The sequence below is a fragment of the Parachlamydia sp. AcF125 genome (assembly GCF_018342475.1).
Lineage (GTDB): Bacteria > Chlamydiota > Chlamydiia > Chlamydiales > Parachlamydiaceae > Parachlamydia.
Window position 1 is genome coordinate 342328 of record NZ_JAEMUD010000002.1, and the last position, 14175, is coordinate 356502.

Sequence of the window (14175 nt, forward strand, 5' to 3'; positions counted from 1 at the left end):
TTGATCCTTTGGCTTTGATATTTTGTTACTTTTTTTCTTAATTCAGCATCGACTACATAGTATACAAAAAACTATGATAAGTTATTTTTCAAACTTTTGCAAAATAATCCCTTACCTAATTGAAATCAAACTTTTAAGAAAATATCCTTCAAGCGTTTTGGAATAAGGCTTCTCGGCCAGATAATACAGCAGCTCCTAACATTGCTCGGAATAAGGATTTTTTTAAATCTATGTCTAAATCGGTTGAAACTCTGGATAGTACTTGCTGCATTGGCATGTAGGGTCCCATATTAAATCGGGCCCTTATTCTTAACAATGGATGATACCGTGCCCCCGGCACAGAGGAACTTATATTCTTATCGAAGAACAACCAGCTTAGGAAATCAACGAGATCGCCTATAACAGAAAAATCAAGCTTTTTTTTCATAATGCCAATACGTTCGTCCCAATCTTTACCGCCGTAGATGTCTCTAATTTTTTGAATCTTATTTTGTATAGATGCTATGAAATCATCTGTCGACTCGAAAAAACTCTCCCCAGAATAAAATACATCGTCAATTACCTCTTGTTTTTCACTGATTTTTTCTAGGTCTTTTAGCTTCACTAGCGCATTGTATATTTGATCTAACTCATCACAGCAAAGATCAATCACTTCTCCGATCTTTTTCTGCTCTTCTTCTCTCAGTTTACTCCGTTTGACTAATGTGTAAATACCGTACGGTATCCCGACTGGAATAGTAAGGAGGACTGTTGCCCAAGGTGGTAATTTAAATTTCTCTTCTATTGAATCTATCGCTGATTGATGATCTTTCTGGAGATGAGCCCATCTCTCTTCCGCTTTTTGTGGATCTTCCGGAAGGGATCCCAATAAGCCCATCACGTAGTCTCGAAGCCGAACTGCTTTTTGATTGAGCTTTGCAACTGTTTTTTTAGGGACCTTGACTTCTACCTCTTTTAATACTTTGTTGATAAAAGAGATATTGAGGGTACTAATGATGGAGCTGATGTACTTTTTGATACAACTACCTAAAATTCCCTTGTCATAGTTGCGAACAAGACGAGGATCGATTTCTGGCAAGTGTAAAAACTGTCCGATTTCCGGATTCGACTGGGAAAAGGTGGTATTAATTAAGCTAGTCTCTAGCACACTTCGTACAAAAACTTTAAGATTTTCAAACTTTATGTTGTAATCTTTTAGATTTTCCATCTCTTGCTGCAGGTTGTCCTTAAACCGATCTTCTAATAGTCTTTCATCATCAGGATCTAAGCGTTGCTGAGAACACACATAGATCGGTCCCCTTTTCAAGTTCTCAGAAAAGGCTGCAAAGCATGAGGATAAATGACTCGTATCTTCTAGTTTATCAAATCGGATGATCTTTTCTAAGCCAATTTCCTTTAATAGTTCCTCTTCTTTCTTTTGGAGTCTATTGCGACTATCTGTTTTGGGGTCCGTGTCAGGCAATTCCATCTGTTGTCTTTGCTCTTTCTCTTGCTGCATCTTAGCAAGTTGTTGCTGCATTTTCTCTATCTTAGGTTGTAATTCCGGCATATCCAGAGCGGCAAGTGTTTCGATGGATGCACGAAGTGCAATCTCTTCTGGAGTGGGTTTTAATAACTTTTTCTTCTGTTTCTTCTCTATTGCTTGAATTTGAATAAAATCAGGATCTTTGGAGTATTTTGTGATTCCTAATAGACAGTCGCTGTTATTCTTGAGTAAACGCTCCAGACGAGACCTTAGTTGATTTACGGCTGCAAGCCTGCCTTCATTATTTGTGATCGCCTCGAGGACCAATACTTGAGGATTGTATTTTGTGATCAGCGCTTTTAGAGCACACTCCATCCCTAAAGAGATGAGAGACCCATTAGTATCGTCAAAACCGGGAAAATCAATGATGGCCCAATCTTGGACGATTTCAATGGTTGGGAGAAATGTACATGAGGCTGCTCCAGAAAATCCAATAATCTGTTGCCGATCACTTTGTGATTCGTAGTGGACACCTTTTAATATCATCGGGTCTCCTCTTAGGAAACATAACGTGGTCGACTTGCCGGCTCCTGAGTGGCCTAATAGGAATAAAATACGAGAGCGATCCGCAGGAATAGATTTTACGACTTTTTGAATGATTGCTTCTCGAGTTTCCAAGACGATATGGGATAAGAGAGAAAAGGGGATTTCTTCAATTTTAGATCGTCGTTCGTTACGACTGAAAAGAGCTCTCATTTGAAGGAGATGATCGTAGAGGTGAATGTAGCCGTTGTCGAGTAGTTCATCCAAATAAGCTGGATATGACAAAGGATCGCATTTTCTGAGCTCTTCTAAATCAGATTTTCTTTGTGCGATCACTCTCTTTAGCTGCTCGTAATCTTGAAGTTTCTTTTTCTTTCGTTGCAAGATTTTGTTCACTTTTTCAGTACGGTTGGGCCCTATCAAAAATTCCACATCTTCATCGAACTGATCTGGGGAAAAGCAATAGGGAAGCTCCTCGGCAATAGCTTGAAAGGAATCGGATCTAACGTTACGCTGTACGCTTTTAAAATACTGATCGATTTGCCACTCTGAATCTGAAAAGTGTTGTAAGTGGTAGAGTGAAATCAAATCCTGCGTGCTAATTGTTTTATTAGAAACAATCTTTTTAACTTTTCCTATAATTTTTTGGAGGGCATGGTGGCTATTCCGCTCAGGTATCTGTTCAATTTGCCTCTCTAAGAGATCTACAGCCTGATAAATTTGGTTGATCTCTTCCACATCGTGTCGACAAAGGAGCCCTTTTGCTAAAATCTTCTCAATGGCTTCCACTCCTTGTTCTATTATTCGAATAGGAGGGACAGATGTTCGCATTTGGCTGCAATAGCCATTATCGTGCATTCTTATATTATAGTGAGTCACCTTATTCATACTGATTTTCCTTTTGGGTTGAATTGATTAGCCGCCACACGCTTTGTCTTACTCTTTTCAAGTTGCAAGGTGATATAGCTTGGATGTTCATAGATTAATCCTTCGTCAATATGGTCTTTGCTAGCCTCGATTTGCCTGGATAGGCTTGCCTCAAATGCCGATACTTGAGACGGTAATAGAGACTGGCTTTCCATGTCTCCGTTTTTCCTGGCCTGTAAGATCCCATATATGCAAAACGCTTGCACCTGGTAATCCAACATTTGTCTAAACCAAAGTGTGACGGCAATTTTAATTTCAAAAGCACCCATCAATGATGTTTCTTGGAGCATTGTTTCGTAAGCTGAGAGTAGCTTCATGCCATCCGCATTAGGCTCAGAAAAAACACGCGATATTCTGATATGTGCTTTCCAAAGTTTCTTTTCTGCTTCATCAAGTTGACTTTCGGTCAGGGTAGCTTTATAGAGCTTATGCTGATGTCTAATATCTTGGATGCTGGCGATAGAATCTTTTATCTCTTGAAATAAGGAAGTCCATGAGAGTTGGGCATTAAACTTGTGCAGTTGTTCCAGGATTTTCACACTATTGTCATACGTTGCTTTAACGGTATCTGCTAGCTCATCTACTTTTGCATCCAGCTGCTCGCTTTGTTGTTGAATTTGATGATATGTAGCGATCCCTACTATACTCCAGGCCGATCCTGTTAGACGCTGAATTTGAGGAATGATGACTTTGTTGAAAACAGGGGGAGTTTTAATACCAAATAGAGCGATATGACTCGTGATAAAACCTTTTACAAAACCGTTGATATAATTTTCTGGCAAATAGCCCAACGCTGCTTCGCCTAAACCTTTATAGAGATAGTCCTTCCGCGTCTTAATCTCGATTTTATCACTTCCTTTATGTAAAAACAGCACTGTTCCTTCAATTGAGTAGAGGGGGGGAGGATTAAAAGGAGCTGCATAAGGGATGAGTTCATCGACACGACTCGGCACTGAGGAGTCAGGTTGAAGATAGGCAGCATATATTTCATCGACAGATTGTTGAGTAGCAGTGATGACTTTTTCTTTATTTTCTACATTTTTAGGCGAAAAAAAGTTGCCATCTCCATAGGCTCTCCATTGATCACCTCTTTGATTAACAACGTTTAATCCTTCATGGCCATCTTTTTCGTGTTGAGCTCCCGTTAGTATCCCAGCTAGTTTTTTTGCCATATCTTTTGAAAATTTTAGCTGAGATATGAGAAAAACCTCTAACTCTCCTCGCTGATTACGGATATGGCCTGAGGCAAACAAATCGGTTAAAAAATGACAGGCAAAGGCATCTAGTGCATAGGCTCGTTTGAATCCCTCTATGTCTTGCCTTTCACCCGCATCCCTTGCCTCTTTTAATGCAAGAGCGTGCCCGATACGATAAGCATCCCGGGCATTTGAGGAAAAGTGATCGCTATTATCGATTAACAGTTCATCGATGTCGTTTTTGATCTTTTTGATAGCGTTGTTTTTCTCGATCATTTGGTTACTATAACAATGATGGGGCAAGCTCGAGTGTGTGACGGCTGTGCACTCCTGATCGATTTCTAGCAGGATTTTTCGTATCTCATCATTGCTTGCTTGGGCAAGAGTATCGAAAGCTTTTATAAAACGTTCTGTTTTTTCTTCATCTGTTCCTCCCGGTAACGAAATTGCCTGACCGGCGACACCATAAAAGTCTCCAGCTAAAGCAACAATGTGTTGAAATCGAAGGGGAGTAACGCCTTTGATGAGAAGCGGTACATCCTTTGGTAATCCCTTTAGTTGAACGGCTTCCCCAATGGCAACATGCTCTGCCGATCCAAACCCACCTACGACCAAATGGTTCTTAGGGCACGTATCGACTTTGTAGTTCATGTTGGATAAGCTGATTTCTACAATGCCGGCTGTCTTTATAAGAGCTGCTTGCAGTTTAAGGTGTTCTTCAGCGCCAGGGATTAAATTCCGGAGTCTCGATTGGGCCTCTTGACGGCCAAGAATGGGGCTACCCTGAAAGATGTTTTCCGAATGAAGATTGGGAGTTGGTGCAACTTGATAACTCATAAGAGTTTTCTCCTTCTTGATAAGATTAATGGACGTAGGCTCAAAACTTTTATTTCAGTTTGTTCTTTCTGCAAGACTGCTTGCATCTTAAGTACGTTGCAATGTTGCTTTAAGCAAATAAATTTTGGTTCTTCGAAGATTTGCATAGTGAAAAAATAATTTAAAAAAACAATCCATTATTTTAATTATTTTCAGCCTTCAAAAATTTATTCACCACGCAATCTCCGAAGAACCTGAATTTTTAGAAATTTCAATATTTTTCTTCAATATTTATTTAGAAACACAAATTTAATATAACGTCAGTTCGATTTTTAACTAATTTGTTACCAGAAACTTAAGAACATTTTCTCTCAAATGCAAAGAAGGCTTCTTAAGGCGAAGGGTATAAGCAATAAGACCTGCTAATAAATTGACTATAAAATTAGCTGGACTTCTATGCCTGGTGTGCTCAATCTGCGAGATATTCTTAAGCTGATCTATAATCGTTTCAATAATCCCTCTTTTTCTCAGCAAAAGCTTATCCATTAAAGGCATAAGTTTATTTCGCATGTTTGTTTTTATCTTGGTGATAAGTTGCGCTTCTTTTTCCATCATTTTCTTAAATAATTCTGAGGAAAGGTAGGAGAAGAGAGTAGAGGAGTCGATCACTTGAAGCTCCCCCCCCCTCGTTAGGCCCAGATGTGCCCTATTAAGGCATTGGGCTCAAGATAATATCTTTCACACATTTCTGGCATTTAAAATAATTGGTGCGCTATCCTTGCTTGAGGGAGAGGGTATAGCTTAATGAATAGCTTAAATTTCTCCCATGTAAAGCTTTTGTGCTAGCTGCGCCTATTCAGCCATTTGAACGCGATCTTTGTTGCCTCGCGTAAAAATTTTCCTATTTGGCCTCAATTGTGTGAGATGCCATAATATTGGATATCTCCTCTCAATTTGGCTCTAAATTTTCCATATCTCTTTAAGGGGCATTTTATTTCTAGTTTGTTTAAACCCTTCTGTGACTTTGTTTATTTTCGCTTTCATGGTTTTCGATCTCGTATAAGGTTCTTAGCTCAACTCGCTTTATCTACGCCATCTACCCCAACAGCTTTGTTTTTGTCTAGTTGTTGGAAGCTTTCTAATGGTGAAATTGAATTAGAGGTCCCCAGAGACCGCAATTCAGAATTTGAGCCTATGGCAATAAAAAAGCGCCGGAGGAGTATAAGCTCATTTGATGATAAAATTATTTCCATGTATGCTAAGGGCATGACGGTAAGGGATATTCAATCTCATGTGCAAGAATTGTATAGAGCGGATATGTCTGCTGCCATGATATCCAATATTACAGAAAAAGTCATTGAAGTAGCAATTGAATGGCAGGCTAGACCTTTGCAGGCGGTTTATCCCATCGTATTTTTTGACGCCATTCACTATAAAGTGAAAGAAGGAGGCAAAGTTGTCTCAAAAGCGGCTTATATCTGCCTAGGAATAAACCTTGAAGGGAAAAAAGATATTTTAGGACTTGGGATTGGTGAATCAGAAGGCGCCCTTCACTAAAAGGGGTGTTTTACCTCCATAGTGTCTATCTCCTCCCAAAAGCTCTAGCCGCAACTTAAAACTTTTTAATGTCTTCTTTTCCTATAAGCTTCGCAAGCTTTTTTTTCTATTTGCTGATGGCACATTATTCTGAAAGCTGTAGCGCCCGCTCCGTATGTTTCCAAAAAATAATGGGGATTTTTGAATGGCAGTTGAATGAGTAGAAAGGCCTAAATCGTGATTCGAGCTAAAATTAACCTAGGCTGTCCCCTTAATAATAGATTAAGGCGCCTTCCGATCTTTCAAATTCTTTTAAAATCTGCGATGTCAGGAAAAGTCAGCCCATGTCATCGTTATTCTCATCGCGCTGACATTAGCTGAAGGATTTGTTGGCACAGGGCTTTCCCTTCTGAGAAGGTGACATATTGACTTGCTTTTGATAGCAGAACCCACTTTCCATTTTGTATTTCAGTGGATTGCAAAGCAATTTGCCCTGTTACTTCTGCTACAAAGTAGTAAACGCTTTTTCGGATTCTCTGCCCTGCTCGTTGAAATTCATAACGCTCTTCAAAAGACTGCGGAAAGAGAACTGTAGAAACTGATAATCCCGTTTCTTCAAAAAGCTCCCGTTTGGCTGCCTGAAGCTCAGTTTCTCCCGGATTGGGATGCCCTTTAGGAAAACTCCAATAACCTGCAGGCATTTGTATGAGAAAGACATACCACTCCCCCTTCTTTTGCTGCAGGGGAATTATGCCGTAACTTACATCATATTGGATTGAATCAACCATGGGCGTTCGAGTGATAAGGTCCAAAGACGAGAGTAGCGTTATGCCCTCCGAATCCGAACGAATTAGAAAGAGCAACTTTAATAGAGAGTTCTTCCGCTGTTTTGGGAACATAAAAGTCCAAGCCAGGCTCTGGATTTTCTAGATTGAGCGTGGGGTGAACTTTCCCTTCTGCGATAGCTTTCACAGTTACAATCGCTTCTACTCCCCCTGCTGCCCCTAGGCAATGTCCAATCAAAGACTTTGTCGCATTCATGACCACTTTTGAAGGATGGGGAAGGACTTGCTTCAAAGCATTCACTTCCGCCATGTCCCCTGCAGGAGTAGAAGTGGCATGGGCATTCACATAGTTGATATCCTCGGCTAACACTTCTGCATCTTTTAAGGCTTTCTTAATACATACGGCCACCCCTTTACCGTCAGCTCTAGGCTCTGTAATATGGTGGGCATCGCAGGAAGAGGATCCACCTAGATACTCCGCATAAATCGGAGCTCCTCGGGCTAAGGCATGTTCGAGGCTTTCTAAAACAAGGACACCTGCTCCTTCTCCTAAAACAAACCCATCGCGATCTTTATCCCACGGGCGAGAAGCTTTCGTGGGATCCTCGTTTCGCTCAGATAGAGCTTTGCAAGCGCAAAATCCCGCTATTCCTATAGGCAAAACGGTGGCTTCTGCTCCTCCACAAAGCATGAGATCTACTTCTCCGCTGCGAATATGAGAAGCTGCAGCGATGATAGAGTGGTTTCCTGTCGCACAGGCGGTGGAAATGGAATAGTTAGGTCCCATAAAGCCAAGCTCTTTAGCTAAAAGCCCTCCTCCCATATTGGTAATGATATAAGGGACAAAAAAGGGGGAGACTTTTTTGTAGCCTTTTTCAAAAAGGTTTTGGACCCCATCCACAAAAACTTCCATGCCGCCCATCCCAGAACCAATGATAATTCCGCAGCGCTCTTTATCTAATCTTTCCTGTTTTTCCCCACTTAGTCCCGCTAATTCTAAAGCCTTTTTACCGGCCACTATGGTATAGGCGATAAATTTATCGATGCGCCTTGCTTGTTTTTTATCAATGTATTCGCCCGGATCAAACTCTTTAATCTCCCCAGCAAAGCGTGTGGGGTATTCTTCACACGGAAAACCGGTAATGGGCGCAATGCCACTTTTACCCAGCAAGAGATTTTGATAAAAGAGATCAACTTCATGTCCTAAGCATGAAATAATCCCCATTCCAGTTACCACAATTCGTTTTTTATTCATCGTGCTTCACCTCTTCATCCGGATATTTTGCGACTAGCATCAATCACAAGGTCCACAATTTGTGCCTCAGAAAATAAGCTTTCCAAAGCATACTTTTCCCGAAGTTCAGGCACAAGTAAATGGATAAAAATATCCCCCAAATCGATAATCACCCAATCTCCGTCCTTCCCTTCAATATGCAAAGGAGTGATGCCTAAGGGTTTGACTGCCTCAAGAATAGCCGAAGCAATCGAAGAAACGTGACGATCGACAGTTCCTTCTGCAATCACCATATAATCTGTCAAAGTAGAGACGCCTCTCACGTCTAACGCTACAATATTGCTGCCTTTTTTATCGAATATAGCTTGTGCAATAACATTCAGAATCCTTTCATTCGAACCATTCATCTTGTTTTTTTTAGCCCCTAAGCTTGAGAAGGTTGTTAACTGATTTTTTAAATCCTCTCTTTGGAATGTTTCACATGTCAAAATAAACACCACGGAAAAGAAATGAGATCACTTAAAATACAGACTAATAAATATCTTTAGAGTATAGCCGATGTTTCTGTATATAATCTAGTACTTTTTCGGGAACCCAATGACCGCAGTAAAGGCCCTTAGCGATCCTGTGCCGAATTTCTGTACTGGAGATCTCCATAATAGAAGTAACAGTCATTCCCCTTAAAATAGCTTGGCTGATCGGATCCTCTCCCGCTTCCCATCGACAATTTTCTTGGCGACAACCAATCAAAGGTGGAGCTAATTGGACAATTTGCTCCGGTTCCTTCCATTTCAAAAAGGCTGCAAGCTGATCATCCCCCATTAACAAATGCAGTTGACGGGGAAGCGCTCTTTTGATTTCTTGTTCATATAAAAAACGCAAGGTATCGACCGTGTAAGAAGGCCCTTCTCTTTGAGTTTCTATATATAGCAATTTGAATTCTGGAACAGGAACGAGCGCGGTTGCAACCATTTCTAGCCGGTGGCGGCTATCAGCAGCAGCTTGCTTGTCTAGTTTGTGTGGACTGACTCTTGCCGGACAAAACCATACTTCTTTCAAAGCGTGCTTCTCTTTCAGCTGAATCGCCAGATTGAGGTGCCCAAAATGGATAGGATCGAAGGTTCCCCCATAAATCCCAATTTTATCTTTCATTCTCTAAACCGTAAACTAATTTTTAATTTTTAGATAAAAGCGCATGCTTGCCAAGGGCTAAAATCTTCCTACCCTCCCGAAGTTTTCTCACCCCGAAACCCCTTTTCGCTGCAAAACCCGGTTTAATTTTGAGAAGCAGATAAAATAAGGATAAGTAAAGGGCCCTAAATTCTTTCAGCTAACAAAAGCACCCCTTAGTTTAATACCGTCCAATTGTTTTGCAGGCATAAGCGGCGCAACTTTTTACTTGGATTGACCACCACGGCATTTCCCACAGTTTGGAGCAAAGGGAGATCTGCAATATGATCGGTATAAGCAGTAGAGTGGTGGAGGGGAATTCCTTTTTCCTTTAAAAATGAAGCCACATAGGTGGCTTTATCCTGCCCCCCTAAAACCGAGGCCACTCCTATAAGCTTGTCATTTTCTACTATATAGGAAGTCCCCTTCCAATAATCAACCTGGAACCGTTTAGCGAAATGTTTAACTAAAAAAGCGGGAGAGGTCGATAAAAGGATCGTATAATGATTCAATTGCTGGGCCTCCCCTAGCTTTGAAACCACAAGAGGGTTAATCATTTTTTCAAACTGGCTATCTAAAAATTCTTCTATCCAGGTTTCTAGCTCGGAAAAAGCGATAAATTGAAAATAAATCTTTAGGCAAAGCAGATGCAATCTGCGAAAAGAAACAACCCCTATTTTGTGCAATCCATAGCATGCAATTAGAAGACACATTTTATACCACGTGAGTTTCCCCGTTTGATATAAATAGATGCCTAGCTTTAGGCTACTATTTTGCAACAGAAGGGTGTGATCGAGATCAAAAACAGTGAGATGAGTAGGCGTTTTTAGCATAAAAGGGATGATCCATCCACTTGGCAAATCTTTGAAATTGATAATGCCCGTGCTAGGCCCCTCAGAAGATTAGGCGAAGCTGAGGGGCAGTTAGAAAAAGATTATATCTTTTTCTTTAATTCGACAATCTTTCCTTCAATCTCTGCAATTCCTGCATTGATTTTCTCAAGGCGTTCTTTTTCCGTATTTAGACGAGTATTTACGTTCATAGATTGTTCAATGTCGAATCCAGAAGCATTGCTTGCTTTGCGCAAGACTTCAAGCTGAGCTTTAATTTCTTGCCTACGTTCCTGCTTTTGCTTAAGGACTTCTTTAAGCTGCTGCATGGCTTGCTTGTCATTTTCTGACAAAGCGAGAAGCGCGTTCTCTCGCATTTCGGCGACGTAATCGCGCAGAGGTTTAAGTAAACGTTCAAGCTCTTGCTTTTCCAATTTCGAAGGATTTAACTCTGTAATTTTTAGTAAAAGAGCCTCGCGTTCAGCCTCGATTTCTTGAACACTTTGAGTCGAATAAGTTTTCATCAAATTTTCGATTTCCCCTTTTAATAAATTCAAGGCATCTCGTTTTTGACGATCTTTTTCCTTTAAACGATTTAGGCGTTCATCCTCTTCGGCTTTTTGTTTCTCAAGAATTTTCTTGCGAACAAGTTGGAGTTCATCGCGCAAGGTTTTGACTTCTTGTCTCCCTAATTCAATGCTGCGCATATATTGCGCAATCTCATCTAGGCCATGCTGCGCATCTGCAGGAGAGATTCCATTTTGAAAAGCCTGATCCAAGTCTTGAATCTTAGCTAAAACGCTTTCGGTATTTTGCTTAAAAGTTTCCCTTTGCTGAGAACGTTCTTTTTTCCGTTCTTTTTCAAGCTGCTTGATTTCATCCCAGCAAGCACTTAAGCGTGTTCGGCTAGTCGTAAACGCATAAGTATTAAGCGTTAAAACTTTTGCAAATCCTTGTAAAAGTTTAATATCTTCACGCAGATTAAAAAGTAAGTTTTCCTGAATTTCTTCTTTAAAACGCCCTTCAATGAAAGCATTTACATCTTCTAGAAAATGATCGCTTACTTCTTTAATGAGGTTTTTGCGCCGAGGAAAGACGCTGTCTCCGGCCTGCGATAGGCGCTGAAAAAATTTGTTTTTCTGCCGGACACGCATTTCAGTTTTAATCAGCTCTTTTCGAAGCGCATTAATTCTAGCAGCTTGGGCATTTAACAAATTCAACTCTCGTTGAATCTGTTGATAGAAAGATTGCTTTTCTTGAAAAAGAGAATTTCCCAGGGAAAATTGCGGAAGAGGAAGTTGATTTAGGGCCTGCTCAAACTCAACAATCTCTTTTTCAATACCTTGAATAGCTATTTCAATTTGCTCAGCTGCAAAAGCACTCTGTTCATCCAAAATATCCTTTAAGCGACGGGCTTCTTTCGATAGCTCTGTATACTTATTCCAAAGAAGAGAACGCAATGGAGAGGTGGAGTTTTCTTTAAACAAATCTAAGCAAACTTTTCGAATCTCCCAAAAAGTACGAAAATCTGGATTCCCAGATTGAGCTAAAGCGTTTTCCATGCGAGAAATAGCATGCTGCAACTTTCCTTCTCCGTCTGGAAAATTAGTAAGTTCAGCTTGAAAGGCCTCTAGCGCTGGAGAAGGCTTTCTTACGCTTTCTTCGTGAGAAGATTCAAGGTCATGTTCTTGCGGGTCACTTGATGCGTGTTGTTCGTTTGATGGACGCTGTTCGCTTGTATTTAAATATTCGGTCTCTTGATGACCATCAAGATCCTGTGAGTGCTCACGACTATTTTCGGGATCTTCTTCGCGTAAATTTGTACTTTCAAAATGGCTCATGGAGATATCTTTATTGTTGGACATTAATTATTACCACAATTTTGCGGAAACTTTCCGCTTCAAGGTTGACAACTCTTTTTTAGAAGTTGCCAACAATTGCCCCCTGACCCAAAAAAACCCTGCAAAACTACGCAGTAGGCCGGTTTCAGGCTAAATCATAGAAGATCCTTATTTTTAGGTAAAGAAAATGTCTGAACCAATTCAGGAAGAAATAAAAACCATTTATATAAAAGATTATTTTTTGCTTCAATAAAATAATTTTAGCGTAACTTTTGAATGGCTTTGACAAAATTTTGAACTAGCCTTTCAATTCTTGCTTCCATATCAACGTCGAGTAAATTTCCTTGGGCATCAAATGCTTGAAAAGAATAAGGGATGGCTAGCTGGTCAGGAATCACCCAAGCATGTAAATGGCGACAGATCATGCGCATCGTTTGCAGCGCGTTTGTACTCATTTCGCCCCCTAAAACACTAATTAAAGCCACCACTTTTCCTTCCATATCGTTTTCATGCAGTAAATCAAGGGCATTTTTCAACGCCCCACTTATGCTACCATGGTATTCGGGGGTTGCTAAAATAATTCCATCAGCAGTTTTAAAACTCTTGCGCAATGCTGCCACATCCGGATAGTTTTCATATTCTTTTTCACCCTGACAAAAAGGAAGGTTTAAGTGACGCAATTCTATTAATTGCGGAATACCACCCCAGTTTTTAGTTTTTTCCAGGGCTATTTTTAAAACTAAACTAGTTTTTGAATGAGCCCTTAAGCTTCCAGAGATCCCCATAATTTTCATATTCCCATCTCATAGTCCCTTCGTACCATTTCCCCTGCGACTTCTAAATCATGGAGGTCCAAATCCAACCATTGGAATAAGGGTTCTTGTCGAAACCACGTAAACTGTCTTTTTGCGTATCGGCGGGAAGATTTTTTAAATTCCTCTAAAAATTTTTGAAAATCCTCTTTTGTGCGGGGCGTGCGAAGATAATCCAAAGCTTGCCGATACCCAATCGCTTGCGAAGCCGAAGAATTTTGAAGCAACCCCTTTTTTTCTAACCTTTCCACTTCTTCGAGCAGCCCGTCCTCGATCATTTTTTCGCAACGATGTTCAATACGCCGGTATAAATGCTCTTTGGGACGATAAAGAAACCAGCAACGAAAATCATAATTCCTTGGCTTGTGCCTTCCTTTCCAAGAAAGGTGGCTGACTTTTTTACCCGTTAAAGTTAAAATTTCTAGCGCGCGAACAATTTTTTGTTTGTCATGTTTAGTAATGCTGCGCGCATATTGCACATCGAGCTGCATCAATTTTTCATATAAAAACTCGGCTCCCTTTTCCTCAAGCTCAGCTTCCAGCGTCTTTCGCAGTTCAGGCAAAGAGGGAGGCCCACTAGGAGGGCCATACAAAAAAGAGTGTAAATAAAAACCTGATCCTCCCGTTACAATAGGGACATTTCCCCGCTTATGGATCTCTTCACAACACTGCCTTGCTTCATAATAGAAATCCACCACGCTATAATTTTCGGAGATATCGCGGATATCTAAAAGGTGGTGAGGAATTAATTCCCTTTCTTTTAACGTCGCTTTAGCTGTACCAATATCCATTCCTCGGTAAATTTGCATAGAATCAGCAGAGATAATTTCCCCTCCAATTTCTTTCGCGAGTTTTAAAGAGAAGGCGGTTTTACCGCATCCGGTGGGGCCAGAAATGACAATGACCCGCTTTCTAGGTTTTTGCAGGTTTATCGGAATTTGTTTTTGAGCCTCAATCGCAAAATTAAGGACAATGCGCTCAACTTCTTCTCTTTCTATCACGCCATTCACAACCAGCCCT

Annotated in this window: 10 protein-coding genes and 2 pseudogenes; 1 reads left to right on the top strand and 11 read right to left on the bottom strand. The window is 40.6% G+C overall.

The genetic code is table 11. The annotated features are described in order from the left end of the window. Nucleotides 1–148: 148 nt before the first annotated feature. From PARA125_RS05535 to PARA125_RS05545, 3 genes and pseudogenes are all read right to left on the bottom strand, one after another. A complete protein-coding gene (locus tag PARA125_RS05535; RefSeq protein WP_213157730.1) occupies nucleotides 149–2896 on the bottom strand; it encodes an NACHT domain-containing protein in 2748 nt (915 codons plus the stop codon). Next, entirely contained in the window at nucleotides 2893–4968 is a 2076-nt protein-coding gene (locus tag PARA125_RS05540) for a hypothetical protein (RefSeq protein WP_213157731.1), read from the bottom strand. Before PARA125_RS05540 ends, PARA125_RS05535 begins: the two co-directional genes overlap by 4 nt. 315 nt (nucleotides 4969–5283) lie before the next feature. Further along, nucleotides 5284–5589, bottom strand: a pseudogene (locus PARA125_RS05545) (transposase); the annotation flags it as partial. Between the two features lie 501 nt (nucleotides 5590–6090). Between PARA125_RS05545 and PARA125_RS05550 the strand changes: the two are divergent. Beyond that, nucleotides 6091–6495, top strand: a pseudogene (locus PARA125_RS05550) (IS256 family transposase); the annotation flags it as partial. Nucleotides 6496–6842: 347 nt separating this feature from the next. Here the strand turns inward: PARA125_RS05550 and PARA125_RS05555 are convergent. The 8 genes from PARA125_RS05555 to miaA all read right to left on the bottom strand — a co-directional run bounded on the left by PARA125_RS05555 (nucleotide 6843) and on the right by miaA (nucleotide 14165). Beyond that, nucleotides 6843–7271 carry a bis(5'-nucleosyl)-tetraphosphatase gene (locus PARA125_RS05555; protein WP_213157734.1) on the bottom strand — a complete coding sequence of 143 codons (429 nt, stop codon included), beginning with the start codon at nucleotides 7269–7271 and terminating at the stop codon, nucleotides 6843–6845. Further along, the gene (fabF, locus tag PARA125_RS05560; protein WP_213157735.1) at nucleotides 7264–8523 is read right to left on the bottom strand and encodes a beta-ketoacyl-ACP synthase II; all 1260 of its coding nucleotides are present in this window, start codon (nucleotides 8521–8523) and stop codon (nucleotides 7264–7266) included. Before fabF ends, PARA125_RS05555 begins: the two co-directional genes overlap by 8 nt. 14 nt (nucleotides 8524–8537) lie before the next feature. After that, a complete protein-coding gene (gene rsfS / locus PARA125_RS05565; RefSeq protein ID WP_249274216.1) occupies nucleotides 8538–8990 on the bottom strand; it encodes a ribosome silencing factor in 453 nt (150 codons plus the stop codon). A gap of 43 nt (nucleotides 8991–9033) precedes the next feature. Beyond that, the gene (nadD, locus tag PARA125_RS05570; protein ID WP_213157736.1) at nucleotides 9034–9654 is read right to left on the bottom strand and encodes a nicotinate-nucleotide adenylyltransferase; all 621 of its coding nucleotides are present in this window, start codon (nucleotides 9652–9654) and stop codon (nucleotides 9034–9036) included. Between the two features lie 194 nt (nucleotides 9655–9848). Beyond that, the gene (locus PARA125_RS05575; protein ID WP_213157737.1) at nucleotides 9849–10505 is read right to left on the bottom strand and encodes an HAD family hydrolase; all 657 of its coding nucleotides are present in this window, start codon (nucleotides 10503–10505) and stop codon (nucleotides 9849–9851) included. 101 nt (nucleotides 10506–10606) lie between these two features. Continuing rightward, nucleotides 10607–12367, bottom strand: a complete 1761-nt coding sequence (locus PARA125_RS05580) for a coiled-coil domain-containing protein (protein ID WP_213157738.1) — start codon at nucleotides 12365–12367, stop codon at nucleotides 10607–10609. A 236-nt stretch (nucleotides 12368–12603) separates the two neighbouring features. Continuing rightward, nucleotides 12604–13137: an NADPH-dependent FMN reductase gene (locus tag PARA125_RS05585; protein WP_213157739.1), complete on the bottom strand. Its 534-nt coding sequence runs from the start codon at nucleotides 13135–13137 to the stop codon at nucleotides 12604–12606. Further along, entirely contained in the window at nucleotides 13134–14165 is a 1032-nt protein-coding gene (gene miaA / locus PARA125_RS05590; protein WP_349305682.1) for a tRNA (adenosine(37)-N6)-dimethylallyltransferase MiaA, read from the bottom strand. Before miaA ends, PARA125_RS05585 begins: the two co-directional genes overlap by 4 nt. Between the last annotated feature and the right edge of the window lie 10 nt (nucleotides 14166–14175).

Excerpts from the sequence above, each read along its gene's own strand:
- PARA125_RS05535 (WP_213157730.1), bottom strand. The coding sequence starts at position 2,896 with ATGAATAAGGTGACTCACTATAATATAAGAATGCACGATAATGGCTAT.
- PARA125_RS05540 (WP_213157731.1), bottom strand. The coding sequence starts at position 4,968 with ATGAGTTATCAAGTTGCACCAACTCCCAATCTTCATTCGGAAAACATC.
- PARA125_RS05555 (WP_213157734.1), bottom strand. The coding sequence starts at position 7,271 with ATGGTTGATTCAATCCAATATGATGTAAGTTACGGCATAATTCCCCTG.
- fabF (WP_213157735.1), bottom strand. The coding sequence starts at position 8,523 with ATGAATAAAAAACGAATTGTGGTAACTGGAATGGGGATTATTTCATGC.
- nadD (WP_213157736.1), bottom strand. The coding sequence starts at position 9,654 with ATGAAAGATAAAATTGGGATTTATGGGGGAACCTTCGATCCTATCCAT.
- PARA125_RS05575 (WP_213157737.1), bottom strand. The coding sequence starts at position 10,505 with ATGCTAAAAACGCCTACTCATCTCACTGTTTTTGATCTCGATCACACC.
- PARA125_RS05580 (WP_213157738.1), bottom strand. The coding sequence starts at position 12,367 with ATGTCCAACAATAAAGATATCTCCATGAGCCATTTTGAAAGTACAAAT.
- PARA125_RS05585 (WP_213157739.1), bottom strand. The coding sequence starts at position 13,137 with ATGAAAATTATGGGGATCTCTGGAAGCTTAAGGGCTCATTCAAAAACT.